Annotated in this window: 23 protein-coding genes; 19 read left to right on the top strand and 4 right to left on the bottom strand. The window is 65.1% G+C overall.

Annotation, left to right across the window (positions count from 1 at the left end; all coding sequences use genetic code 11):
- Positions 1-53 precede the first annotated feature (53 nt).
- The 6 genes from WMN78_RS03445 (at position 54) to sucD (ending at position 7,841) form a co-directional block, all read left to right on the top strand.
- Positions 54-902, top strand: a complete 849-nt coding sequence (locus WMN78_RS03445; RefSeq protein ID WP_340532029.1) for an inositol monophosphatase family protein — start codon at positions 54-56, stop codon at positions 900-902.
- Positions 903-959: 57 nt separating this feature from the next.
- Positions 960-3,452 carry a DNA helicase PcrA gene (pcrA, locus tag WMN78_RS03440; RefSeq protein WP_340532028.1) on the top strand — a complete coding sequence of 831 codons (2,493 nt, stop codon included), beginning with the start codon at positions 960-962 and terminating at the stop codon, positions 3,450-3,452.
- Between the two features lie 61 nt (positions 3,453-3,513).
- Complete coding sequence (locus WMN78_RS03435; protein ID WP_340532026.1) at positions 3,514-4,815, top strand: glycosyltransferase; 1,302 nt, start codon at positions 3,514-3,516, stop codon at positions 4,813-4,815.
- A 13-nt stretch (positions 4,816-4,828) separates the two neighbouring features.
- Positions 4,829-5,536 (top strand): hypothetical protein, encoded by a 708-nt coding sequence (locus WMN78_RS03430; protein ID WP_340532024.1) that lies wholly within the window; start codon positions 4,829-4,831, stop codon positions 5,534-5,536.
- 221 nt (positions 5,537-5,757) lie between these two features.
- Entirely contained in the window at positions 5,758-6,927 is a 1,170-nt protein-coding gene (gene sucC / locus WMN78_RS03425) for an ADP-forming succinate--CoA ligase subunit beta (protein ID WP_340532023.1), read from the top strand.
- An 11-nt stretch (positions 6,928-6,938) separates the two neighbouring features.
- A complete protein-coding gene (gene sucD / locus WMN78_RS03420) occupies positions 6,939-7,841 on the top strand; it encodes a succinate--CoA ligase subunit alpha (protein ID WP_142120057.1) in 903 nt (300 codons plus the stop codon).
- Positions 7,842-8,017: 176 nt separating this feature from the next.
- Here sucD and WMN78_RS03415 read toward each other — a convergent pair whose 3' ends face one another.
- The 3 genes from WMN78_RS03415 to WMN78_RS03405 are packed head-to-tail and all read right to left on the bottom strand — an operon-like array spanning position 8,018 to position 9,389.
- Positions 8,018-8,491 (bottom strand): SRPBCC family protein, encoded by a 474-nt coding sequence (locus WMN78_RS03415; RefSeq protein WP_340532018.1) that lies wholly within the window; start codon positions 8,489-8,491, stop codon positions 8,018-8,020.
- Complete coding sequence (locus WMN78_RS03410; protein WP_340532016.1) at positions 8,488-9,030, bottom strand: SRPBCC family protein; 543 nt, start codon at positions 9,028-9,030, stop codon at positions 8,488-8,490. The genes WMN78_RS03415 and WMN78_RS03410 overlap by 4 nt, the downstream gene beginning before the upstream one ends.
- Positions 9,030-9,389 (bottom strand): metalloregulator ArsR/SmtB family transcription factor, encoded by a 360-nt coding sequence (locus WMN78_RS03405; RefSeq protein WP_340532014.1) that lies wholly within the window; start codon positions 9,387-9,389, stop codon positions 9,030-9,032. Before WMN78_RS03405 ends, WMN78_RS03410 begins: the two co-directional genes overlap by 1 nt.
- A gap of 191 nt (positions 9,390-9,580) precedes the next feature.
- On the opposite strand from WMN78_RS03405, the gene WMN78_RS03400 reads away from it, so the two are divergent.
- The 9 genes from WMN78_RS03400 to WMN78_RS03360 all read left to right on the top strand — a co-directional run bounded on the left by WMN78_RS03400 (position 9,581) and on the right by WMN78_RS03360 (position 20,121).
- Positions 9,581-9,985, top strand: a complete 405-nt coding sequence (locus WMN78_RS03400; RefSeq protein WP_340532012.1) for a tautomerase family protein — start codon at positions 9,581-9,583, stop codon at positions 9,983-9,985.
- 207 nt (positions 9,986-10,192) lie between these two features.
- A complete protein-coding gene (iolC, locus tag WMN78_RS03395) occupies positions 10,193-11,194 on the top strand; it encodes a 5-dehydro-2-deoxygluconokinase (RefSeq protein WP_340532010.1) in 1,002 nt (333 codons plus the stop codon).
- Positions 11,191-12,141, top strand: a complete 951-nt coding sequence (locus tag WMN78_RS03390) for a Cgl0159 family (beta/alpha)8-fold protein (RefSeq protein ID WP_340532008.1) — start codon at positions 11,191-11,193, stop codon at positions 12,139-12,141. Before iolC ends, WMN78_RS03390 begins: the two co-directional genes overlap by 4 nt.
- Positions 12,142-12,180: 39 nt before the next feature.
- The gene (iolD, locus tag WMN78_RS03385; protein ID WP_340532006.1) at positions 12,181-14,109 is read left to right on the top strand and encodes a 3D-(3,5/4)-trihydroxycyclohexane-1,2-dione acylhydrolase (decyclizing); all 1,929 of its coding nucleotides are present in this window, start codon (positions 12,181-12,183) and stop codon (positions 14,107-14,109) included.
- 27 nt (positions 14,110-14,136) lie between these two features.
- Positions 14,137-15,648, top strand: coding sequence for a CoA-acylating methylmalonate-semialdehyde dehydrogenase (locus tag WMN78_RS03380; RefSeq protein WP_340532004.1), 1,512 nt, complete (start codon positions 14,137-14,139; stop codon positions 15,646-15,648).
- Positions 15,649-15,672: 24 nt separating this feature from the next.
- On the top strand, positions 15,673-16,584 hold the full coding sequence (locus WMN78_RS03375; RefSeq protein WP_055797692.1) for a sugar phosphate isomerase/epimerase family protein: 912 nt from the start codon (positions 15,673-15,675) through the stop codon (positions 16,582-16,584).
- 33 nt (positions 16,585-16,617) lie between these two features.
- On the top strand, positions 16,618-17,631 hold the full coding sequence (locus tag WMN78_RS03370; RefSeq protein WP_340532003.1) for a Gfo/Idh/MocA family oxidoreductase: 1,014 nt from the start codon (positions 16,618-16,620) through the stop codon (positions 17,629-17,631).
- Between the two features lie 116 nt (positions 17,632-17,747).
- A complete protein-coding gene (locus tag WMN78_RS03365; protein ID WP_340532002.1) occupies positions 17,748-18,620 on the top strand; it encodes a sugar phosphate isomerase/epimerase in 873 nt (290 codons plus the stop codon).
- 10 nt (positions 18,621-18,630) lie between these two features.
- Positions 18,631-20,121: a sugar porter family MFS transporter gene (locus WMN78_RS03360; protein WP_340532001.1), complete on the top strand. Its 1,491-nt coding sequence runs from the start codon at positions 18,631-18,633 to the stop codon at positions 20,119-20,121.
- Between the two features lie 111 nt (positions 20,122-20,232).
- Here WMN78_RS03360 and WMN78_RS03355 read toward each other — a convergent pair whose 3' ends face one another.
- On the bottom strand, positions 20,233-20,682 hold the full coding sequence (locus WMN78_RS03355) for a MarR family winged helix-turn-helix transcriptional regulator (protein ID WP_340532000.1): 450 nt from the start codon (positions 20,680-20,682) through the stop codon (positions 20,233-20,235).
- Between the two features lie 165 nt (positions 20,683-20,847).
- Here WMN78_RS03355 and WMN78_RS03350 point away from each other — a divergent pair, with 165 nt between their 5' ends.
- The 4 genes from WMN78_RS03350 to WMN78_RS03335 all read left to right on the top strand — a co-directional run bounded on the left by WMN78_RS03350 (position 20,848) and on the right by WMN78_RS03335 (position 25,359).
- Complete coding sequence (locus tag WMN78_RS03350) at positions 20,848-22,077, top strand: MFS transporter (RefSeq protein ID WP_340531999.1); 1,230 nt, start codon at positions 20,848-20,850, stop codon at positions 22,075-22,077.
- A gap of 234 nt (positions 22,078-22,311) precedes the next feature.
- The gene (locus WMN78_RS03345; protein ID WP_340531998.1) at positions 22,312-23,307 is read left to right on the top strand and encodes a substrate-binding domain-containing protein; all 996 of its coding nucleotides are present in this window, start codon (positions 22,312-22,314) and stop codon (positions 23,305-23,307) included.
- 72 nt (positions 23,308-23,379) lie between these two features.
- A complete protein-coding gene (locus WMN78_RS03340) occupies positions 23,380-24,429 on the top strand; it encodes an ABC transporter permease (RefSeq protein ID WP_340531997.1) in 1,050 nt (349 codons plus the stop codon).
- Positions 24,430-24,441: 12 nt separating this feature from the next.
- Positions 24,442-25,359, top strand: coding sequence for an ATP-binding cassette domain-containing protein (locus tag WMN78_RS03335; RefSeq protein ID WP_340531996.1), 918 nt, complete (start codon positions 24,442-24,444; stop codon positions 25,357-25,359).
- Positions 25,360-25,449: the final 90 nt, after the last annotated feature.

Raw genomic sequence — 25,449 nt, 5'->3', positions numbered from 1 at the left:
TACGCCTGTTCGTGGGCTGTTCTATGCCTGCGGCCGCCGATAGGCTGGGACGCGTGACGGAACTTGGAAGACACAAACTTGGCAGGCACAGCGCGGCGGAACTCAATGCGGGGCTGGACGACTACCAGCTGGCGGAAGCGCTGGTCCGGGAAGCCGGGATGCTGGCGCTGATGATGCGCCAGGGCGGCCTGGATGGGCAGCAGAAGACATCCGTTTCCGATGTGGTCACGGCCGCCGACCACGCTGCCGAAGCCTATGTGCTGGAGCAGTTGCGCCGCTGCCGGCCGGATGACGGCATCCTGGGGGAGGAAGGCGCCTCCGTCCAGGGGAGCAGCGGCCGGACCTGGGTGATTGACCCCGTGGACGGCACCTACAACTTCCTCCACGGCTCCACGTACTGGTGCTCCGCGCTCGCTCTGAAGGACGCCGCCGCCACCGTCCTTGGTGCCATATTCCAGCCCGAAGAGGACAAGCTCTGGCTCGGCGGGACGAGCCGTCCCGCCACCCTCAACGGTGAAAGGCTCACTTCCTTCCAGGACAACGGCGGGGCCAGGCCGCTGAAGCCGCTGGCCGAGCAGGGGGCCGCGACGTATATCCACCCGACGTGGCTCGCCGACCCGCTCTGCGCCATGCCCTGGCACGCAGCGGCCACCGCTGCAGCGGCGCTGCGGATGTTCGGATCAGGGTCATGCGACCTGGGCCGTGTGGCCGACGGCGAACTGGACTGCTGGTTCCAGCACAGCTGTCCCGAATGGGACTGGCTGCCCGGAAAAGCCATTGTGCTCGCCGCCGGCGGAGCCGCCGAGACGGTCCGCGTCAACGGGCTGGAATGGTTCATGGCAGGCGGAGCGACGGCGGTCCGCCAGCTCCGTTCCGCGCTTGGGACCGGCTCGGTGGAGTGAGCACGCCGGGGCGGCCCGGAAGATAGTGTCGGCCCCACCGCCTAGACTTAGAGCACCATGGATATGTTGTTTGACCCGTATGCTGACGGACCGTTCAAGGCTGCCCCGAAAGCGGCAGCGCTCACCAAGTCGCGCCCCGGGGCAGGAGAAGATCCGGCGCGCTATGGCAGCGGCGGGCCGGAATCCGAAGGGCAATGGGCGCGTCCCAAGCTGCCCGGCGCGGACGAACTCCTGCAGGGCCTCAACCCGCAGCAGGAAGAAGCGGTCAAGCATGCCGGCAGCGCGCTCCTCATCGTGGCCGGCGCCGGATCCGGCAAAACGCGCGTGCTCAGCAACCGGATCGCCTACCTCATCGCCACCCGGCGGGCCCATCACGGTGAGATCCTGGCCATCACCTTCACCAACAAGGCCGCCGCGGAAATGCGGGAGCGCATCGAGGCCCTGGTTGGCGGCCGTGCCAAGATCATGTGGATTTCCACCTTCCACTCGTCGTGCGTGCGGATCCTGAGGCAGGAAGCGGCCAACGTCGGGTTGAAGTCCAATTTCTCCATCTACGACTCCGCCGACTCCCTGCGGCTGGTCACACAGGTTTCCAAGAGCCTGGACCTGGACCCCAAGAAGTTCGCGCCCAAGGCCATTCAGCACAAGATCTCGGCGCTCAAGAACGAGCTCATCGACGCCGATTCCTATGCCTTGTCCGCCAACCACAACGATCCCTTCGAATCAGCCGTGGCCGACGTCTTCAAGGGCTACACCCAGCGGCTGCGCCAGGCCAACGCCATGGACTTTGACGACCTCATCGCCGAGACCGTCTACATGTTCCGGGCATTTCCCGCGCTCGCCGAGTCGTACCGCCGGCGCTTCCGGCACGTCCTGGTGGACGAATACCAGGACACCAACCACGCCCAGTATGCGCTGGTCCGCGAAATTGTGGGCGAGGGACCCGGAGCGTCCGAACTCACCGTGGTGGGCGATTCGGACCAGTCCATCTACGCCTTCCGCGGCGCGGACATCCGGAACATCGTTGAGTTCGAAAAGGACTACCCCGAGGCGCGCACCATCAAGCTGGAGCAGAACTACCGCTCCACCCAGAACATCCTTTCGGCCGCCAACTCAGTGATCTCCCGCAACCCCAACCGTCCGGAGAAGCGGCTCTGGACCGCCGAGGGCGAAGGCCACAAGATCATCGGCTACGTGGGCGAGAACGAACACGACGAAGCCCAGTTCATCGCCAAGGAAATCGACAGGCTGCAGGACGAGGACAACCTGCGCCCCGGGGACGTCGCCATCTTCTACCGCACCAACGCGCAGTCCCGTTCCATTGAGGACGTCCTGGTGCGCGTGGGACTGCCGTACAAGGTAGTGGGCGGCACGCGCTTCTACGAGCGTAAGGAAATCAAGGACGCCCTCGCCTACTTGCGCGTGCTGGTGAACCCCGACGACGACGTCAATCTGCGCCGGGTGCTCAACGAACCCAAGCGCGGCATAGGCGATCGGGCCGAGGGCGCTGTGGCAGCACTGGCGGAACGCGAACGGACCTCGTTCATGGCCGCCGCCCGCCGCGCGGACCAGGCTCCCGGCATGGCCACCCGCTCCGTCAACGCAGTACTGGGCTTCGTGAAGCTCCTCGACGACCTCGCCGAAGTGGCCAGCGGTTCAGGGGCCGCCGCAGCGCTGGAAGCCGTCCTGGAGCAGACCGGCTACCTTGCCGGCCTGCGGTCCAGCACCGATCCCCAGGACGAGTCCCGGGTGGAAAACCTCGCTGAACTCGTCGCCGTCGTCCGCGAGTACGAGCAGGAGAACCCCGAAGGTTCCCTGGGCGCTTTCCTGGAGCAGGTTTCGCTCGTGGCCGATGCAGACCAGATCCCGGATGCCCCGGGCGCGGATATCGACGCCGCCGTGGCGGAAGCCAAACGGCTGGGAGTCGTGACGCTGATGACCCTCCACACCGCCAAGGGGCTGGAGTTCCCCGTGGTTTTCCTCACCGGCATGGAACACGGCCTCTTCCCGCACCAGCGTTCAGCCACCGACCCCAAGGAACTCGCGGAGGAACGGCGGCTGGCCTATGTAGGCCTCACGCGTGCCAGGAAGCGCCTCTATGTGACCCGCTCGGAGGTCCGCAGCATGTGGGGCCAGAGCCAGTACAACCCCGCCAGCCAGTTCATCGAGGAAATTCCGGCCGAGCTGGTGGAATGGCGGCGCGAAGGCACCAGCCGGCAGGTGGGCGGCTGGGGGAGCGGGGCCTCCATCGGGTCCAGCCGCTACGGCGGTTCATTCTGGGGCGCAGGCACCGCCCGCGGAAACGCCGCGAGCCCTTCCGCCGGCTTCAACGCCGACGTGCCGGCCGCCGTCGCGAAGAACCGCGTCCAGCCGCAAAAAGAAGTGGTCGCCGTCAGCGTGGGGGACCAGGTCAACCACACAAGCTTCGGGAACGGCACCGTCCTGGCCGTTGAAGGCGCAGGGGACAAGACCGTCGCCAAGGTGAAATTCAGCGTCGGCGAGAAGCGGCTATTGCTAAGGTACGCGCCGCTGACCAAACTGGACGCATAGCACCGCAGCCTCGCGGCGCAGGTCGGAGCGTGACGGCTCAGAGCGGAGGTCCTGGGGGACCATGAAGATCCTTTTCGCCAGCCAGGCAATTGACGGCCATTTCAACCCGATGACCGGAGTCGCCGTGCGCCTCAGGGAACGCGGCCACGACGTCGGCTGGTATACCGGTCCGGTGTTGGCTGACAAGGTACGGGCGCTCGACATCCGGCATTTCCCGTTCCGCCGGGCCGTGGAGCACCGCGCGGACAACCTCAACGAGCTCTATCCGGAACGCGCTCGGCTCAAGGGCCCCAGGGCAGTCGGATTCGATGGCGAAAAGATCTTTGCCAGCAACATCAGCAATTTCTTCGAGGACGTCAGGGAACTTCACGGCGACTTTCCGTTCGACGTCGCCGTGGTGGACAGCAGCATGTTCATCCAGCGCCTGGTGACCCGGCTCATGCGCAAACCGATCGTGACGTTTGTGGCGATCCCCAACATGGAAAGCGACCCGCTGGTGCCGCCGCTGTTCTTTGGATTCAAGCCGGCGCGGAACCTGGCCGGGAAGGCCGTCCAGGCCGCGGCCGGACTGCTGTCTGACAAAGTCATCCTCAGGCCGGCCGGCCAGAGCTACCGGCGCCAGCATGCAGCCTATGGCCAGGACGTCCCCCGGCAGGGACGGTTGACCGACGAACCCTACCGCTGTGCTGAAGCGATTATCCAGACAGGACCGGCGTCGCTCGATTTTCCCCGCCGGAACGTGAATCCGAAGATCCACTACGTCGGGGCGCTCCTGCCCTACCGGCCACCGGCCGCAGCCGGACCTGCCGCGGACGAATGGCCACGGTCCTACCCCGCCACGCTGGTGGTGACCCAGGGGACCGTGGACAACGTCGATCAGGACAAGCTCATCGTTCCCGCACTGGAGGCCGTGAAAGGCATGGACGCCCTGGTCATTGTTGCCACCGGCGGCCGGGGCACGGCTGCGCTGCAGGCCCGCTATCCGCAGCCCAACATCATGGTGCGGGACTTCGTGGACTTCGCAACGGTGTTCGAATTTGCCGATGTTTTCATTAGCAATGGTGGGTTTGGCGGCGTGCAGCTGAGCCTGTCCAAGGGAGTTCCGCTGGTGGTTTCCGGCATCAACGAGGGCAAAAACGATGTCAACGCCCGGGTGGAATACGCAGGCGTGGGCATCAGCCTCAAGACTGAATCACCGAATCCCCGCGATGTCGCCACAGCGGTGGCCGACGTCCTCGGGGATCCTGGCTGGAAGCGACGGGCGGGGGAGATGCGCGACCAGTTCAAGCAGGCTGACCCGGCCGCAGCCGCAGCCGACGTCGTGGAAAGTACAGGCCGGCTCCCCGAGGACACCGGCCCTTAGCCGAACCGGCATAATGGGTGCCATGCGACGGACTGTACCGGGGATCCTGGCCGCCCTCATCCTGCTGGCCTGCACGGCGTGCACCATCACCCAGGAGGACCCGGACTACGTTCCGCCGCCGCCGCTCCCTGCGCTGGAGCAGCTCGAAAAGGCTCCCGTGACGGACGCCACCCGGTTCTCCGCAGGGGACGGCGTCCTCAGCTTCGTCACCGCCGATCACAGCGCCGTCTGCTCGCTGACCTCGGCACGCGGCGAGCACCTCAACCTGCCTTACGAGCAGAACGCCTACAGCGACGCTGCCAACAACAAGCTCGCGATCGTCCCGGTGGCACACTGCGAGCTGGCCGTGTATCCCAAACCCCAAGCTGCGGACGTCACGGACGACTGTGCCGGCACGGGCCTGGGCTACCTTGGCGGGGTCGCGCTGCTCACGCCGGACAAGGCGGGCTACGGCGCGTGCCGCTCCGGGGTCACGCAGATGGAAGCTGAATTCGGGCCCAAGGGCAGCAGGAAAGGGCCGGTGGCCGGGCTGCCCGTGCTGGAGGAGGGGCAGAACCTCGAACGCAACGGCCTGCGCTGCTCGGCCTACAACGGCGGAGTGGCCTGCGGAAACGTGTCTGCAGGGGTTGGCTTCTTCGTTTCGCGGGACCGTTACGAACTAATTTCCGACGGCGGCAAAAAGGCCACGGGGACGCCCTCAGAGGCGCCAAAAACCCCGTAATCTAGGGGTTTTTCTACGCCTCATAGAATAGTGTCCTTACTCACATAACGGGTACTCTGGAACGGGCCGGTCCGCAGGAAGGACTAGAGTTCCCAAAGGAGCATTGCGCCGTGTGGCTCGTTTCCGAACAGTCGCAGGGTGCGTTTATTCCGCAGCCCGGTAACCACGATCGTGGCGTCCGGCTGTACAGAAACTACTTCGACGTAGAAGGACACTAAACCGTGGACCTGTTTGAATATCAGGCGCGCGATATGTTCGAGGCGCACGGTGTACCCGTGCTTGCTGGCATCGTGGCGCACACCCCTGAAGAAGCAAAGGCAGCTGCCGAGAAGATCGGCGGCGTAACTGTCGTCAAGGCACAGGTTAAGGTCGGTGGCCGCGGAAAGGCCGGCGGCGTTAAGGTCGCAAAGACCGCCGAAGAGGCGCTGGAGCACTCCACCAACATCCTGGGCATGGACATCAAGGGCCACACGGTCAACAAGGTCATGATTGCCCAGGGCGCGGACATTGCCGAGGAATACTACTTCTCCGTCCTGCTGGACCGGGCCAACCGCAACTACCTGGCCATGTGCTCGGTTGAAGGCGGCATGGAAATCGAACAGCTCGCCGTCGAACGCCCCGACGCCCTGGCTAAGGTCGCCATCGATCCCGCAGTGGGTATCGACCAGGCCAAGGCAGACGAAATCGTCGCAGCCGCAGGCTTCGCTGAGGAACTGCGCGGCAAGGTCGCCGCCGTGATCCTCAAGCTCTGGGACGTTTTCAAGAAGGAAGACGCCACCCTGGTGGAGGTCAACCCGCTGGTCAAGACCGGCGCGGGCGACATCGTGGCACTGGACGGCAAGGTCTCCCTGGATGAGAACGCCGAGTTCCGCCACGCGAAGCACGCGCTCCTTGAAGACAAGGACGCTGCAGACCCGCTCGAGGCCAAGGCCAAGGCGCAGGACCTGAACTACGTCAAGCTGGACGGCGAAGTGGGCATCATCGGCAACGGTGCCGGCCTGGTCATGTCCACCCTGGACGTCGTAGCTTACGCCGGTGAGAACCACGGCAACGTCAAGCCCGCCAACTTCCTGGACATCGGCGGCGGAGCCTCTGCCGAGGTCATGGCCGCAGGCCTCGACGTCATCCTGGGCGACGAGCAGGTCAAGTCCGTGTTCGTGAACGTCTTCGGCGGCATCACCGCGTGTGACGCCGTCGCCAAGGGCATCGTTGGTGCGCTGGCCGAGCTGGGCCACTCCGCGAACAAACCGCTGGTAGTCCGCCTCGACGGCAACAACGTTGAGGAAGGCCGCCGCATCCTGGCCGAGGCCAACCACCCGCTGGTTACCCTGGCCGCCACCATGGACGAGGGCGCCGACAAGGCAGCCGAGCTCGCCAACGCAGCTAAGTAAAGGGACGCACCATGTCTATCTATCTGAACAAGGACTCCAAGGTCATCGTCCAGGGCATCACCGGCGGCGAAGGCACCAAGCACACCGCCCTGATGCTCAAGGCCGGCACCAACATTGTGGGCGGCGTCAACGCCCGCAAGGCTGGCACCACGGTCCTGCACGGCGACAACGAAATCAGCGTCTTCGGCACCGTCAAGGAAGCCATGGCTGAAACCGGCGCCGACGTCTCCATCGTCTTCGTGCCGCCGGCATTCACCAAGAACGCCGTTGTTGAAGCCATCGAAGCAGGAATCGGCCTGGTGGTTGTCATCACTGAAGGCGTGCCGGTCCAGGATTCCGCCGAGTTCTGGGCACTGGCCCAGTCCAAGGTTGACGCCGACGGCAACCAGGTCACCCGCATCATCGGCCCGAACTGCCCCGGCATCATCACCCCGGGCGAGGCACTGGTGGGCATCACGCCGAACAACATCACGGGCAAGGGCCCCATCGGCCTGGTTTCCAAGTCCGGAACCCTGACCTACCAGATGATGTACGAACTGCGCGACCTGGGCTTCTCCACCGCCATCGGCATCGGCGGCGACCCCGTCATCGGCACCACGCACATCGACGCCCTGGCTGCGTTCGAGGCTGACCCCGAGACCAAGGCGATCGTCATGATCGGCGAAATCGGCGGTGACGCTGAAGAGCGCGCAGCCGACTTCATCAAGGCCAACGTCACCAAGCCCGTTGTTGGCTACGTTGCCGGCTTCACCGCTCCGGAAGGCAAGACCATGGGCCACGCAGGCGCCATCGTCTCCGGTTCCGCGGGCACCGCACAGGCCAAGAAGGAAGCCCTCGAGGCTGCCGGCGTGAAGGTCGGCAAGACGCCGTCCGAGACCGCCAAACTGCTGCGCGAGGTCTACGCAGCACTGTAGGTCCGGCTCTTAAGGTTAGAACTGCACACAGTACGACGGCGTCCGGCCGCCTTCCCCAGGGAAGGTGACCGGACGCCGTCGTACTTTAACCAGCAGTTCCTGGCCGCCCACCTCCAGGGCAGCGCGAACGGACAGTTGGGGCCCCCGGGCGGAGGGGCCCGAAGTGTCCGTTCGCGCTATGTGGCGAGGAGTTCGTCCAGCTGCTCGTAACCGGCGGCTATCCCGGACTCCATGCCGTCGGCAAGGAACTTTGCGCGGGCCTCGATGCTGGGGTACACCGACCGGCCGGTGAGTCTGGAGCGCCCGTCCGGCAGGTCTTCGAACGTAGCGAATTCCAGGGTGACCACATCCGGGTACCCCTCGTACTCGAAGGTCTGCAGCACGAAAGTATTCTCGCGGACCGTGTGGAAGACTCCGCGGAACGCGTGCTGGCGGCCGTCCCTGCCCTCCTGGACGAAGCGGTACATGCCGCCGGGACGGCAGTCGAACTCATCAATCCGCGTGCTCAGTTCCCGCGGCCCGATCCACTGCCGGAAAACTTCCGGATCGGAGTGGGCCCGGAAGACCGCTGCCGCCGGGGAATCAAACTCCCGTTCGGAGTCCACATACGGCGCATTCTCCGGGGCCACCAGTTTCAATGCGTTGCTCATGCCGTGACCCTTCCGGCATCCGGCTGGCCGGTGGTGGACGTGCCCGCGGCGGACGTGCCCGTGGCGGCGCCGCCGAGGAGCTCGTCGAGCCGCTCGTAGCCCTCCGTCATGCCGCCCTCCATGCCGGACTGCGCCATGCCGTCGCGGGCCTCCTGGCTGGGGTAGACGGAGTGGCCCGTCAGTCGGCACCTTCCGCCGCCGAGGTCCTCGAAGGTGAGGAATTCGAGGCTGACTACGTCCGGGTAGCCGCCGAATTCGAACGTCTGGATGGCGAACTCGTTTTCGCGGACGGTATGGAAGACGCCGCTGAATTCGTAGGCCACGCCGTCGGGCCCCGTGTGCAGATAGCTGTAGCTGCCGCCGGTGCGGAAGTCGTAGTGGTCGATGTCCATCTTGAGACCCCGGGGGCCGAGCCACTGGACGATCAGGTCCGGCTCCTTGTGGGCGCGGAACACGTCCGCGACGGGGAAGTCGAACTCGCGCTGATAGTCGATGAAGGGCTGCCCCTCCGGAACCGTGAGTTTCAGGGAATTGCTCATCATGAGTCCTTTTCCTGCGTGCCGCCTGCCGCGGCAGTGGAACGAAGCACGGCGTCAAGGCTGCGGAACTGCTCCTCGCGGACCAACCGGTACTGGTCGATCCATGCGGTGAGTGCCTCCAGCCGTGCGGGGTTCAGGTGGACGGGCCGGCGCTGGGCGTCACGCGTTCGGGTGACCAGCTGTGCCTGCTCGAGGACCTGGATATGCTTCGAGACCGCCTGCTTGGTGATCGCGAAGGGTTCCGCCAATTCGTTTACGGTGGCCGGGCCCCGGCTGAGCCGGGAGATGATGCGGCGGCGGACCGGGTCGGCGAGGGCCAGGAAGGCTGCGTCGAGTAGTTCGTCGTCGCCGGTGTCCATGGCCTGCCAATCACCCCGCCCGCAGTTATTTGTGGAAGTGCCCACCGCTTAATCAATCAATTGCTTTATCAACCTCTTGATTGTTCAAGGCTACGCCCGGAAAGGGCCGGCGGCAAGGGGTTGTCCGAATCTCTTGCGAGGGATCTAAGCACTTTGTTAGTATGTCAGGACAAACTACTTTAGGAGCCAAGGTGCCGCTGGTACGAATTGATGTCAATCAGGGGCGCAGCCCCGAGGAACTGCGCCGGCTCAGCCGGGGAATCCATGACGCGATCCTCGCCGAGTATGGGATCCCTGAGAGGGACTATTTCCACGTTGTCACCGAACACCCCCGCGGGCAGATCTTTGCCCAGGATGCGGGGCTCGGCTTTGAACGCACGCCTGACGTCGTGATGATCCAGATCTTTACCCAGGGCGGCCGGAGTCAGGAGGCGAAACAGGCCCTCTTTGCCGCAATCGCCGGAAAGCTGGCGGACCTGGGGGTGGCCGGTGAGGACGTGTTTATCGGCTATGTGGAAAACGGTGCCGGTGACTGGTCGTTCGGCTTCGGGCGGGCCCAGTATGTCACCGGAGAACTGGCTGTTCCGCGGAAATAGTCCCGTTTCCAGCTCCCGTTGACCGGCCCCGAAGGTGCTCGTTTCAGCAGCTATGCCAAGTTGTAAATATGTCAGTACAAACCTTTGACAGGACAATAATTCTAGGGCAAAGTAGTGGTTGTGGCCCCGCTCACGGGGGCCCGCCAGGAACCGGAGCTCTAACTGTTCAGAGGTACAGAGTTCAAACCAGAAAGGTCCGCGATTACCGTGACCCACGAACTGCTCACGATCGGGCGCATCAGCGTTGATATCTACCCGAACGACATCGGGGTGGATCTGGAGGACGTCACGTCCTTCGGAAAGTACCTCGGAGGATCACCGTCCAACGTGGCTGTGGCAGCCGCCCGGCACGGCCGCCGGACCGGAGTGATCACCCGCACCGGAGACGACGCCTTCGGGAAATACCTCCACCGCGAACTCCGGAAATTCAACGTGGATGACACCTTCGTCACGCCGGTGAAGGAATGGCCCACCGCGGTGACGTTCTGTGCGATCAAGCCGCCGGAAGATTTCCCGCTCTACTTCTACGGACGTTTCCCCACGGCCCCGGACCTCCAGATCAAGGCCGAGGAACTGGACCTGGAAGCCATCCGGGACGCGCGGATCTTCTGGTCCACGGTCACCGGACTGTGCCAGGAACCCAGCCGCGAAGCGCACATCAGGGCCCACGAGGCACGGCCGCAAGCCGGCCTCAAGGAAGGCCAGTACACCATCCTGGACCTCGACTACCGCCCCATGTTCTGGGCCTCGGAAGAGGAAGCCCGGGCCCAGGTCGCCCGGATCCTGCCGCATGTCACGGTAGCCATCGGCAACGACAAGGAATGCGCCGTGGCAGTGGGGGAGGGGACCCCTGACGAGCAGGCGGACCGCCTGCTGGCCGCCGGCGTCGAAATCGCCGTCGTCAAGCTTGGTCCCGAAGGCGTGATGGCCAAGACCCGCACCGAGCGAGTCGTGTCAGCCCCCGTTCCGGTGGAGACCGTCAACGGCCTCGGCGCCGGAGACTCCTTCGGCGGAGCGTTCTGCCACGGACTGCTGTCCGGCTGGAGCCTCGCCGAGGTCCTCGACTACGCAAATGCCGCCGGCGCGATCGTCGCCTCCCGCCTGTCCTGCGCCGACGCCATGCCGACGCCGGACGAGGTCACCTCGCTGCTGGCCGAACGCGGCCGCCTGGTGCCCGGTCAGTTTGCCACCGAAGGAGCAGCGCTGTGACCCTCACGCCCCTCGCCTCGAACAATGCCCTGGACGACGATCCCCGGCGGTACGCGCACCTGAGCACCATCCGACTGGAGGACCCGGACGCTGTTGCCCGCGCCGCCAAGGCGCGCCGGCGGCACCCCGGCCTCAAGTACGGCCGGCAGAACTTCATCGTTGCAGCCGACCACCCGGCCCGCGGCGCCCTCGCCGTCGGCAATGACCCGGTGGCCATGGCAGACCGGCGCCAGCTGTTGGACCGGCTGCAGATTGCGCTGGCCAACCCGGATGTGGACGGCGTGCTCGCCTCGCCGGACATCATGGACGATCTCCTGCTGCTCGGGGCGCTCGAGGGCAAGCTGATCTTCGGGTCGATGAACCGCGGCGGGCTCTCCGGCCTGGTCAACGAATTCGATGACCGCTTCACCGGCCACACGGCCGCTGCCCTGGAGGCACTGGGAGCCGACGGCGGCAAGATGCTCACCCGCATCTGCCTCGGAGACCCGGACACCGTGTCCCTGCTGGAGGCGACGGCGAAGGCCATCGACTCGCTCGCGGAACGCAAGCTGATTGCTATGGTGGAGCCCTTCCTGTCCGTCCGCGAAAACGGCAAGGTCCGCAACGACCTGTCCACCAACGCGGTCATCAAGTCCATCGCCATCGCCGAAGGCCTCGGCTCCACGAGCGCCTACACCTGGATGAAGCTGCCCGTGGTGGCTGAGATGGAACGCGTCATGGCCGCCACCACCATGCCCACCGTGCTGCTGGGCGGAGACCCGGAAGGTACCCAGGACGAAGTCTTCGCAACCTGGGAAGCCGCCCTGGCCCTCCCCGGCGTGCAGGGCCTCACCGTCGGCCGGACGCTCCTGTACCCGCAGGACGGCGACGTCGCCGGCGCCGTGGCCACCGCCGCCTCCCTCCTTCACCACACCGCATCAGCCCACACCGCAGAAGTATCGGAGTAACTTCCCATGGGGACGAATACAGGAACTGCAACACGCAGAATGACGGTCGCCCAGGCCGTCGTCGAATATCTTTCCAAGCAGTACACCGTTGATTCTGTTGGCGGGGTGGACTACCGCGAACGCCTGATCCCCGGTACGTTCGGCATCTTCGGGCACGGCAACGTTGCCGGCGTCGGCCAGGCCCTCAAGCAGTACCAGCAGCTCGATCCGACGATCATGCCCTACTACCAGGGCCGCAACGAACAAGCGCAGGCGCACCAGGCCGTGGGCTACGCACGCCACACCCGGCGCCGCCAGACGTTCGCCATCAGCACCTCGATCGGTCCGGGTTCCTCCAACCTGCTCACCGGCGCCGCACTGGCCACCACCAACCGTCTCCCGGTGCTGCTGCTCCCCAGCGACACATTCGCCACCCGCGCCGCGGACCCGGTGCTCCAGCAGCTCGAACAGCCGTACGCCTACGACATCACCGTCAACGACGCGTTCCGTCCGCTGTCCAAGTTCTTCGACCGCGTCACCCGGCCCGAGCAGCTGTTCTCCGCGTTCCACCACGGACTGCGTGTCCTGACGGATCCGGCCGAAACCGGTGCCGTCACCATCTCCCTGCCGCAGGACGTCCAGGCCGAAGCCTTCGACGTGCCCGAGGAGTTCCTGGCCGAACGCGAGTGGCGCATCCGCCGCCCCGATGCCGACGACGAGGACATACGCCGTGCCGCTGAGGCGATCCGTGCCGCGAAGCGTCCGCTGATCATCGCCGGCGGCGGCGTCCTCTACGCCTACGCCAACGATGAACTGGCCAAGTTCGTGGAACTCACCGGCATTCCGGTGGGCAACACCCAGGCCGGCGTGGGCGTCCTGCCCTGGGACCACCGGTTCTCCCTCGGGGCCATTGGCTCCACCGGCACGACGGCGGCCAACGCCATCGCAGCCGAAGCGGACCTGATCATCGGGATCGGCACCCGGTACGAGGACTTCACCACCGCTTCCCGCACCGCGTTCCAGAACCCGGACGTGAAGTTCATCAACATCAACGTCGCCGCCATCGACGCGTACAAGCACGGCACCACGCTGCCGATCGTCGCCGATGCCCGCAAAGCCCTGGTCAAGCTGAACCAGGCGCTCGGCGGCTACCGCGTGGGCGCGGACCTGGAACAGCAGATCGCCACGGAAAAGAAGCGCTGGGACGCCACCGTGGACGAAGCGTTCGACACCCGGTACACCCCGCTGCCGGCCCAGAACGAGATCATCGGCGCCACCAGCCGGGCCATGGACGCCCAGGACGTCGTCATCTGCGCCGCCGGGTCCCTGCCCGGTGACCTGCACAAGATGTGGCGCGTCCGCGACGCGTTCGGCTACCACGTCGAATACGCCTACTCCTGCATGGGGTACGAAATCCCCGGCGGGCTCGGCGTCAAGCGCGCAGCGCTGGCGGAAGCCGCAAAGGGCGGTGCGCAGCGCGACGTCGTCGTGATGGTGGGGGACGGCTCCTACCTGATGATGCACACGGAACTGGTCACCGCCGTCGCCGAGCGGATCAAGCTGATCGTGGTCCTCATCCAGAACCACGGCTACGCCTCCATCGGCTCGCTCTCCGAGATGCTGGGTTCGCAGCGTTTCGGCACCCAGTACCGGGCCCTGGACGAGGAACGGCACAGCTTCGACGAAGGCGACACCCTCCCGGTGGACCTGGCCCTCAACGCCGAAAGCCTTGGCGTGAAGGTGATCCGGATCGAACCGGGGGAGAAGGTCATCGCCGAACTCGAACAGGCCATCCGGGACGCCAAAGCCGCCCCTGAGCGCGGCGGGCCCATCCTGATCCACGTCGAATCGGACCCCCTGCTGGACGCCCCCAGCTCCGAATCGTGGTGGGACGTCCCCGTCTCCGAGGTCTCCGACCTCGACTCAACGCAGCAGGCCTTCAAGACCTACACCGACCACAAGAACCGCCAGCGCAAGCTGCTCGGCTGACCCCACAAACCAAGGAAGTCCCACACCATGTCAACGACGACCGTCACCACCACCATCAACCACTTCATCAACGGGGCCGAGACCGCCGGCGAAGGCGACCGCACCCAGCCCGTCTACAACCCGGCCACCGGCGCCGTCTCCGCAGAGCTGCGGCTGGCCAACCGGGCCGACCTGGATGCCACCGTAGCCGCCGCCCGCAAAGCTGCCGACAGCTGGGGCGATATCTCCCTGGCCAAGCGCACCGCCGTTTTGTTCAAGTTCCGCGAACTCGTCGCCGCCCACGTGGACGATCTCGCCGAACTGATCACCGCCGAGCACGGCAAGGTCCTCTCCGACGCCAAGGGCGAGATCGGCCGCGGCCTGGAGGTCATCGAGTTCGCCTGCGGCATCCCGCAGCTGCTCAAGGGCGACTACTCGGACCAGGTCTCCACCGGCATCGACGTCTTCTCCTTCCGCGAACCGCTCGGCGTCGTCGCCGGCATCACCCCGTTCAACTTCCCCGTCATGGTGCCGCTGTGGATGGCCCCGATGGCCATCGCCACCGGCAACGCCTTCATCCTCAAGCCCTCAGAGCGCGACCCCTCCGCCTCCATGCTGCTGGCCAAGCTGTGGAAGCAGGCAGGCCTGCCCGACGGCGTCTTCCAGGTGCTGCACGGCGACAAAGAAACTGTGGACGGACTCCTGACCCACCCGGACGTGGACGGCATCTCCTTCGTCGGCTCCACCCCGATCGCCCAGTACGTCCACGAGACCGCCACCAAGCACGGCAAACGCGTCCAGGCCCTCGGCGGCGCAAAGAACCACGCCATCGTGATGCCCGACGCCGACCTCGACAACGCCGCCGACCACCTCGCCGCCGCCGCCTTCGGTTCCGCCGGCGAACGCTGCATGGCCATCTCCGTCGCCGTCGCCGTCGGCGATGCCGCCGAGCTGCTGGTCAAGAAGGTCGAAGAGCGCGCCCTCGCCGTCAAGGTCAACAACGGCACCGCTCCCGACGCCGAAATGGGCCCGGTCATCACGCCCGCCTCCAAGGAACGCATCGTCAAGATCGTCACCGAAGCGGAAGCCGCAGGCGCCGCCATGGTGGTGGACGGCCGCGACCTGGTGGTCCCCGGCCACGAGGAAGGCTTCTGGGTCGGCCCCACCGTCCTGGACCACGTCAAGACCGAAATGACCGCCTACACCGAGGAAATCTTCGGACCCGTCCTGGTCGTCGTCCGGGTGGAAGACCTGGATGCCGGCATTGCCCTGATCAACTCCAACCCCTACGGCAACGGCACCGCCATCTTCACCTCCTCCGGCGCCAACGCCCGCAAGTTCCAGCGCTCCGTGACCGTGGGCATGATCGGCATCAACGTGCCGCTGCCCGTCCCGGTGGCCTACCACTCCTTCGGCGGCTGGAAGGCCTCGCTGTTCGGTGACAAGCACATCTACGGACCCGAAGGAGTTTCCTTCTACACCCGTGGCAAAGTGGTTACGTCACGCTGGCCCGAGCCCACCCACGCCTCGGGTGCCTCCTACAACTTCCCGTCCAACTAGCGACCCGAGAAAGCCATCGTTGTCATGACTGAGAACAAACTGATCATCGGCACCGCGCCGGACTCCTGGGGTGTCTGGTTCCCGGATGACCCCAAGCAGACCCCGTGGGAGCGGTTCCTCGACGAAGTGGCCGAATCCGGCTACAAGTGGATAGAGCTCGGCCCCTACGGCTACCTCCCCACCGACCCCGCCCGGCTGGCCGAAGAGCTCAAGCAGCGCGACCTGAAAGTCACGGCCGGAACGGTGTTCACCGCCTTCCACCGCGGCCTGGACCAATGGGAGACCGCCTGGGAGCCGGCCCGGAAGGTCGCCGAGCTCACGGCAGCCATGGGCGGCGAGCACATCGTGGTCATCCCGGCCATGTGGCGCGACGACGTAACCGGCGAAGCCGTGGAAAGCGGCCAGCTCACCGAGAAGGCCTGGAGCGACCTGTTCGCCGGGCACAACCGGCTGGGCAAGACCCTGCTGGAGGACTTCGGCCTGAAGCAGCAGTTCCACTCCCACGCCGATTCCCACGTCGGAGCCCAGGAGGACATTGAAACCCTCCTGGCCGCAACGGATTCGAAGTACCTGAACCTGTGCCTGGACACCGGCCACGCCGAGTACTGCGGGGCCTCCAGCCTGGAGCTCATCAAGAACTACCCGGACCGCATCGGCTACCTGCACCTGAAGCAGATCAACCCGGACATCCTCAAGAAGGTCAACGAGGAAAACATGACCTGGGCCGCGGCCAACCTTGCCGGCGTCATGACCGAGCCGCCGAACGGGCTGCCTGACCTGCGGGCCGTCATCGAGGCAGTGGAGGCCCTGAACCGCCCCATCTTCGGCATCGTGGAGCAGGACATGTACCCGGTGGCCTTCGACGTCCCCATGCCGATCGCCAAGCGCACCCGCAACTACCTGCTGTCCTGCGGTTCCCGCACAGCAGTCAACTAACCGCCTAGGCACCCGAAACGTAAGGAAAGAACAATGACTGAAACCCTTCGCGTCGCCGTCATCGGCGCCGGCCGCATGGGCGCGGACCACATCCAGCGCCTCAGCAAGCGCATCCACGGAGCTGAAGTCGCCGCCGTCGTCGATGTTGACCTGGCGCGTGCCCAGGCAGCCATCGAAGGCATCCCGGGCGCAGTGGCCCTGGCCGACGCCGACGAGGCGCTCAACAACGGCGACGTCAACGCCGTCCTCATCGCCACGCCCGGCTTCCTGCACGAGGACATCCTGCTGAAGGCCCTCGCGAAGGACATTCCGATCCTCTGCGAGAAGCCGCTCACGCCCGACGCCAAATCGGCCTGGAAGATCGTCCAGGCCGAGGAAAAGCTGGGCCACAAGCGCATCCAGGTGGGCTTCATGCGCCGCTTCGACGCCGAATACGCAGCGCTGGGCCAGGTCATCCGCGACCATGAACTGGGCGAACTGCTGATGCTGCACCACCAACACCGCAACCCCACCACACCGGCGGGCTTCACCAACGAGATGCTGATCAACGACTCGGTGGTGCATGAATTCGACGCCATCAGGTTCTTCACCGGCGAGGAAATCACCAGCGTCCAGGTCCGCCTGGGCAAGGCCACGAAGAACGCCCCGGCCGGCCAGCACGATCCCCAGCACGTCCTCGTGGAAACCGAGTCCGGTGTCCTCGCGGACGTGGAGATCTACGTCAACGCCAAGTTCGGCTACGAAGTGGCCACGCAGGCCTCCTTCGAGGACGGCATCGTCAGCATCGGCGGCGACAAGGGCCCCTACACCCGCAGCGCCGGACGCTGGGGCGGCAACGTCACCCCCGGATTCGAAGAGCGCTTCGGTGCGGCGTACGACGTCGAAATCCAGGCCTGGGTTGACGCGGCGCTCCGCGGCGAAATCGGCGGCCCCACCGCGTGGGACGGCTACGCCACCGCAGCCTGCTGCGAAGCCGGCGTCGAGGCTCAGAAGAACGGCGAGAAGGTGGCCGTGAAGCTGAACGCCAAGCCAGCGCTCTACAGCTAACCCCGCCCGCACCAGGAGTTTTTGTCCAGATAACGCGACATATAAGCCCCTTTGGGCGCGTTATCTGGACAAAAACTCCGTTCGAAAACTGACTCATCCACAATGGAGTGTTCCACGTGAAAATCGCACTTGATCCAACGCCGTTCCACCACTCGCACGGCCTGCTCGAATTCCCCCGGGTGGTGGCGGACCTCGGCTACAAGTACATGCAGATGACCCCGCACGCCGACTTCATCCCGTTCTACAACCACCCCAAGGCCGACGACGAACTGGTGGGCAAGCTCAACAAGGCCTGCAAGGATGTGGGGATCGAGATCGCGTCCGTCCTGCCGGTGCTGCGCTGGTCCGGGCCGGACGAGGATGCCCGCGAAGCAGCCGTCCGGTACTGGAAGCGCGTCATCCAGATCACCGTGGACCTCGGCGTCGGCACCATCAACACTGAATTCAGCGGACGCCCGGAGAAAGCCGAGGAATCGGAGCGCGCCTTCTACCGCTCCATGGAAGAACTGCTGCCCATCATCGAACGCGAAGGCCTCGACGTCCTGATCGATCCGCACCCGGACGACTTCGTGGAAGAGGGCCTGGCCGCCATCCGCGTTATCCGCGGCCTGAACTCCAAGAACGTGGGCCTGGTGTACGTGGCCTCCCACAGCTTCCACATGAAGAACGAGCCGCTGGACATCATGCGCGCCGCAGGGGACAAGCTCCGCCTGGTCCATGTTGCAGACACCATGAACCACCACGCCTCGCACGGCCTGCGCTACATCACCAACCCGCCCGGCAACCCGGTCCGCGTCCACCAGCACTTGAAAATCGGCGACGGCGACGTCAACTGGGAAGAGTTCTTCGGCGGCCTGCAGGAGATCGGCTTCCTGGACCGTGAAGACACCGTGATGGTGTCCAGCGTTTTCGCCGAAGACGAGAACGCCGCCGAGGTATCCCGCTACCAGCTGGACACGATGAACAACTACATCGCAAAAGCACGGTAGCGGCCGCCCTATGAAGCAAACAGAAAATATACTCTCCGATACTTCGGCCCGGTCCATGGCCGGTCCGGCAGGTTCTGCTGAAGCGGCTCCCAATCCCAAGGGATTCATGCGGCGGGTGGCCCTCTTCTCGACCTTCGGCGGCTTGCTCTTCGGCTACGACACCGGAGTCATCAACGGTGCCCTGCCGTTCATGCAGCGGGACCTCGGGCTGACGCCGCTGACCGAAGGGCTCGTCACGTCCACCCTGCTGTTCGGCGCGGCGTTCGGTGCCATCACCGCAGGCCGCTTGTCCGACCGTTTTGGCCGCCGCAAGACCATCATGGCGCTGGCGCTGATCTTTGCGTTCTCCACCATTGCCTGTTCGCTCGCACCCACCACTGAGCTGCTGGTGCTGGCCCGCACGGTCCTGGGCCTGGCGGTGGGCGGGGCATCGGTGATCGTGCCTGTGTACCTCGCGGAAATGTCGCCGGCAGCCCAGCGCGGGCGGATCGTCACGCAGAACGAACTCATGATCGTCACCGGCCAGTTCCTGGCGTTCACGTTCAACGCAGTTCTGGGCAACGCCTTCCCGGAGGCCTCGCACGTGTGGCGCTGGATGCTGGTCATCGCGACGCTGCCCGCCGTCGTGCTCTGGTTCGGCATGCTGGTCCTTCCCGAAAGCCCCCGCTGGCTGGCATCGGCCGGACGCTTCGGCGAGGTCCTCGAAGTGCTGCGCAAGACCCGCGCGTCCGCCGACGTCTCCACGGAATTCGATGAAGTGCGGCAAGCGGCCCGCGAGGACTACCAATCCAAGCTTGGAACGTTCCGCGACCTCACCGTGCCCTGGATCCGCAGGATCTTCGTGGTGGGCCTGGGCATGGCGGTGATCAACCAGATCAGCGGCGTCAACGCCATCATGTACTACGGCACGTCGATCCTCTCCAGCTCAGGCTTCGGGGACCAGGGCGCCCTGCTCGCCAACGTGGTCAACGGCATCACCTCCGTGGTCGCCGTCATCGTCGGCATGGCACTGATGACCAAGGTGCGCCGGAAGTCCATGCTGATCGTGGGCCTGGCGGGCACGGCATCCTCGCTGCTGGCCATCGGCCTGATTTCGATGCTGATCCCGGAAAGCACGTTCCGCGGCTACCTGGTGCTGCTGTTCATGGTGACCTTCCTGGCGTCCATGCAGTCCTGCATCGGCACGGTGACGTGGCTGACGATGTCCGAAATCTTCCCTCTGCACGTCCGCGGCATCGGCATGGGCATCTGCGTGTTCGTGCTGTGGATGATCAACTTCCTGATCGGGTTCTTCTTCCCGCAGATGGTCGCCTGGATCGGCGTTTCGACGACGTTCTTCATTTTCGTGGCCATCCAGCTGGCGGCGATCGTCTGGGTGAAACGGGTGGTACCGGAAACCAAGGACAAGAGCCTCGAGGACCTGGAGCATTACTTCAAGAACGCTGCGGTCAAGGACGCGGCGTCCGACGGCGGGAATCAGGTCAGCGCGACAATCAAGTAACCACAACCGCCAATAGTCTTTGTCCAGATAATGCCCCTTTGAACGATTCAAAGGGGCATTATCTGGACAAAAACTCGTTAAGCGGAGGCTGGCGTTTGCCCCCGTGTGTGCCTAGGCGTGCGCGTGCAGCCTGGGCAGCGCGTCGACCAGCGGGGCAAGCTCCGGGATCTCCTGCGCTTCGGCCAGGGCCCGTTCCAGGGTGGCGTCGTGGGCGGGGCGGGCCTCGTCCAGCAGTTTGATGCCGCTCTCGGTCAGTTCGGTATAGATGCCGCGGCGGTCATCCGCACACAGGATGCGTGTCAGCAGGCCACGGTCCTCGAGCCTATTGACCAGCCGCGTGGTGGCGCTGGCGCTCAGCGCGGTGGCTCGGGCCAGCTGCTGCATGCGCATGTGCCAGCCGTCCTGCCGGCTCAGGGCGTCGAGCACGGTGTACTCGACGACGGACAGCTGGGCTTCGGCCTGCAGGGCCCGTTCCAGCTCCGATTCGATCAGGCCGTGCAGTGCGGCGAGGGTCCGCCACCCCTGCGCGCGGACTTCAACGGCGTCGTCCTTGATGCCCATCGTGTGGTTCCCTTCGGCTCGCGTACCCCGCAAACGTGAAACGGGGCACAACAAATAATAGTTGCTTGCGCGGTGTATCTGCTTGTGCAAGAATAAATAACGCGTCTGCAACTAATAGCTTACGCGCCCTACCCCTTTCCGTACAGTTTTTGAAGGAGCTCCGCCATGCCCATTGGCCTGTTAGCACTCGCCCTCGGCGGGTTCGGGATCGGACTCACCGAGTTCGTGATCATGGGCCTGCTGCCCGAAGTTGCCGCTGATTTCCATGTCAGCGAGGCCACGGCCGGCTGGCTGATCTCCGGCTACGCCCTCGCCGTCGTCGTTGGAGCCCTGCTGCTCACGGCGGCCGTGACGCGCTTCGAGCGCAAGCCCGTGCTCGCCGTCCTGCTGGTGCTGTTCATTGCCGGCAACCTGATCTCAGCCATCGCCCCCGACTATTCGATGATGATGATCGGCCGGATCGTGGCCGCCCTGGCCCACGGTGCGTTCTTCGGTATCGGAGCCGTGGTGGCCGCGGACATGGTGGCACCTACCAGGAAAGCCGGCGCCATCGCCATCATGTTCACCGGACTGACGGCCGCCAACGTCCTCGGCGTCCCGTTCGGTACCATGCTGGGCCAGGCGGCCGGCTGGCGCTCCACGTTCTGGGCGATTACGGGAATCGGTGTCCTTGCGCTCATCGGCATCCTGACGCTGGTGCCCAGGACCGGCCGGGGTGACGCCGCCGCCCGGGCAGCCTCCGGCGGGCTCCGCGGCGAGCTGCGGGCCTTCCGTTCCGGCCAGGTCTGGCTGTCGATTCTCGTGACCATACTGGGCTACGGTGGAATGTTCGGCGCGTTCACCTACATCGCCTTCACCCTCACCGAGGTCACCGGGTTTGCGGCCTCCACCGTGCCCTGGCTCCTGATCCTCTTCGGGGTGGGGCTCTTCATCGGCAACACCGTGGGCGGCAAGGCCGCGGACCGCAATGTGGACCGCACGTTGCTGGTGGTCCTTGCCGTGCTGGTGGTGATCCTCGTGGCCTTCGCCCTGACTGCCGGCAACCAGCCCCTCACCATCGCCTCCATCGTGCTGATGGGCGGCTTCGGCTTCGCCACCGTCCCCGGGCTGCAGATGCGGGTCATGAAGTACGCCAGCAGCGCGCCCACCCTGGCTTCAGGTGCCAATATCGGCGCCTTCAACGTCGGCAACGCCCTCGGAGCCTGGTTGGGCGGCGTGACCATCACCGCCGGGCTCGGCTACACCTCGCCGATCTGGGCCGGCGCCGCCATCACCCTCCTCGGGGTCGGCGTGATGGCCTTTGCTGCGGCAAGTGCCAAGCGGCGCGGCAAGGACCGCACGACGGCGGCAGCGTCCGGTCCCGCTGTGGCCGAGGAGCCCGCCGTCGTCGGCTAGCCGGAATCCGAGGGTGGGCCCCTTTTTTCGGGCCCGGTGAGCAGCGCCGGGAATGAGGGTTGAGGCCGTCATCCCCGGCGTTTTTCGCGCCTGCTAAGACAGATTTCAAGTTGTATCATCCTAATGTCAGGACAAACTATTGACATTAGTGAGCTGAGTCACCATGATCGAGGTAGACAGTGCTCCCGCGGCTGCAAAGTGGCAGCCCGGGACCTGAGATCAAAGGAGATTAAGGTGGCTAGTTTTTCCTGGCGCAAGGCGGCCCTGGTTGCTGCTGTGGTACCCATGATGGCGTTGAGCGCCTGCTCAAGCACCGGCGGCAAGCCCGCCGAAACCGGTGGCGGCGCGGGCGGAGGGCAGGTCGCCACCACGGAGCGGATCAAGATTGCACTCATCACCCACGCCGCAGCCGGCGACACGTTCTGGGACATCGTTCGCAAGGGTGCGGAGGAAGCTGCAGCCAAGGACAACGTGGAACTGCTCTACACCTCCGATCCGGAAGGTGGTCGCCAGGCCCAGCTGATCGAACAGGCCGTGGATCAGAAGGTGGACGGCATCGCGGTCACCCTGGCCAAGCCGGACGCCTTAAAGGATGCCCTGAAGAAGGCAACAGACGCCGGCATCCCCGTGGTCAGCCTCAACGCGGGTGAAGATGCTTCGAAGCAGCTCGGCGCCTTTACGCACTTCGGCTCGAACGAAAAGCTCGCAGGACAGGCTGTCGGTGAGAAACTGGCTTCGCTGAACTACAAGAACCCCATCTGCATTATCCAGGAGCAGGGCCATGTTGGCCTCGAAGCGCGTTGCGCCGGCGTGAAGGCGAAAGTAGCCGGCACCGAAATCCTGTACGTCAACGGCCGCGACATGACGGAAGTTTCTTCCACCATCACGGCCAAGCTGCAGGCCACCAAAGACGCTGACGCCATCATCGGCCTCGGCGCCCCCATTACCCTGACGGCACTGAAGTCCATCACCGACGCCGGCAGCTCCGCGAAGGCGGCATCGTTCGACATGAATGCCGACCTGGCCCAGAAGATCGTGGACGGAACTGTCCTGTTCACGGTGGACCAGCAGCCCTGGCTCCAGGGGTACGGCTCAATCGATGCGCTGTGGCAGTTCAATCGTGGTGGCTTCGAAGTGGGCGGCGGAATGCCTGTCCTGACCGGCCCCACTGTCGTGGACAAAGAATCCGCCGCCGACGTCCTCAAATTCGCCCAGCAAGGCGTCCGCTAACCAGCAGGCATACCTGGCCATGGGAGGGCCGGGTTCCGGTTCTCCCACAGCCAGACCAACAAGGAGTTTTCCATGACACAGACGTTAGCCAAGCCGGCACCGCTGGGGGCGGATGAACGGATCGGCCGCCGCAGCCCGTTCCAAAAGCTGCTGGGGCGGCCCGAGGTCGGCGCCCTGGTGGGTGCCATTGTCCTGTTCGTTTTCTTCTCAGTCGTTTCCTCCACCTTTATCCAGCCGAGCTCGTTCGCCACTGTGCTGTACGGATCCTCCACCATCGGCATCATGGCAGTGGGCGTGTCACTGCTCATGATCGGCGGCGAGTTTGACCTCTCCACCGGTGTTGCGGTCATCAGCTCCGCCCTGACCGCCTCCATGTTCGCGTGGTACTTTTCGCTCAACGTCTGGGTAGGCGTTGCCCTGGCCCTGGTGGTTTCACTCGGGATCGGATTCATCAACGGATGGATCCTGGTGAAGACCAAGCTGCCCAGCTTCATCGTCACCCTGGCCACGTTCCTCATGCTGACCGGCTTGAACCTGGCACTCACACGCATGATCTCCAACGGCGTGTCCTCGCCCTCGATCGCGCAGATGGAGGGTTTTGCCTCGGCCCGGGCCATCTTCGCCTCGTCAGTGAACATCGCGGGTGTAGAAGTGAAGATCACCGTGTTCTTCTGGATCGTCCTCGTGGCTGTGGCGTCCTGGGTGCTGCTGCGTACCAAGGTGGGCAACTGGATCTTCGCCTCCGGCGGCGACGCCAATGCCGCCCGCGCCGTGGGTGTACCGGTCACCAAGACCAAGATCGGCCTGTTCATGGCGGTGGGTTTCTGCGGCTGGGTCCTGGGCATGCACAACCTCTTCGCCTTCGACTCCGTGCAGTCCGGCGAAGGCGTGGGCAACGAATTCCTCTACATCATCGCCGCTGTCATCGGCGGCTGCCTCCTGACCGGCGGCTATGGTTCGGCGGTGGGCGGGGCCATCGGCGCGTTCATCTTCGGCATGGCGAACAAGGGCATCGTGTACGCCCAGTGGAACCCGGACTGGTTCAAGTTCTTCCTGGGCCTGATGCTGCTGCTGGCCACCATCGTCAACCTGATCGTCAAGCGCCGCGCGGAACTGAAGTAAGGGGCCGGAGAAATGAATGCCAAACAGATTGACCAGAAGACCCTGCTGCAGCATGAAACGGATCCGCTGACCCACACCCCGGTGCACCTGCTCTCGCTGGACAAGGTCGGGAAGAACTACGGCAACATCGTGGCGCTCAGCGATGTGACCATGGCCGTGGACAACGGCCGGGTCACCTGCGTCCTGGGCGACAACGGCGCCGGCAAGTCCACGCTGATCAAGATCATTGCCGGCCTGCACCAGCACGATCACGGCGTCCTAAAGGTCATGGGGGAGGACCGGAAGTTCACCTCACCCCGCGACGCGCTCGACGTCGGGATCGCCACGGTCTATCAGGACCTCGCGGTCGTTCCCCTGATGCCCATCTGGCGGAACTTCTTCCTCGGCTCCGAACTGACCTCCGGTTTCGGCCCGTTCAAGAGCCTGGACGTCCAGAAGATGAAGGACATCACCAAGCATGAACTAGCCGAGATGGGCATCGACCTGCGCGATGTGGAGCAGCCGATCGGCCAGCTCTCCGGCGGTGAGCGCCAGTGTGTGGCGATCGCCCGTGCGGTGTACTTCGGCGCTAAGGTCCTGATCCTGGACGAACCGACGGCGGCCCTGGGCGTGAAGCAGTCCGGGGTGGTGCTGCGCTACATCCTGCAGGCCCGCGACCGCGGCCTGGGCGTCATCTTCATCACCCACAACCCGCACCACGCCTTCCCCGTCGGTGACCGGTTCCTGCTGCTCAAGCGCGGCAAGTCGATCGGCTACTACGAGAAGAAGGACATCACGCTCGACGAGCTCACCGCGCAAATGGCCGGCGGCGCCGAGCTGGCCGAACTCGCCCACGAACTCGAACAGCTCGGCGGCCACGGCGACGTGGTGAAGGAAGTCAAGAGCGAAGTGGCCGAGGTGGCACACACGTCCGGAAAGGCCCACAGCTGACCGGCTGACCCGATGCCAAAGCAGGGCACGCCCACCCGGACCGGCCCTGCTCTTGGCATGCCAAGACCCCGGAACCGCATTCCACCGCTG

This window comes from Arthrobacter oryzae, assembly GCF_037911235.1.
Lineage (GTDB): Bacteria > Actinomycetota > Actinomycetes > Actinomycetales > Micrococcaceae > Arthrobacter > Arthrobacter oryzae_E.
The sequence above is the reverse complement of the archived record's forward strand: the minus strand, read 5'-3'. Positions and strand labels throughout refer to the sequence as shown.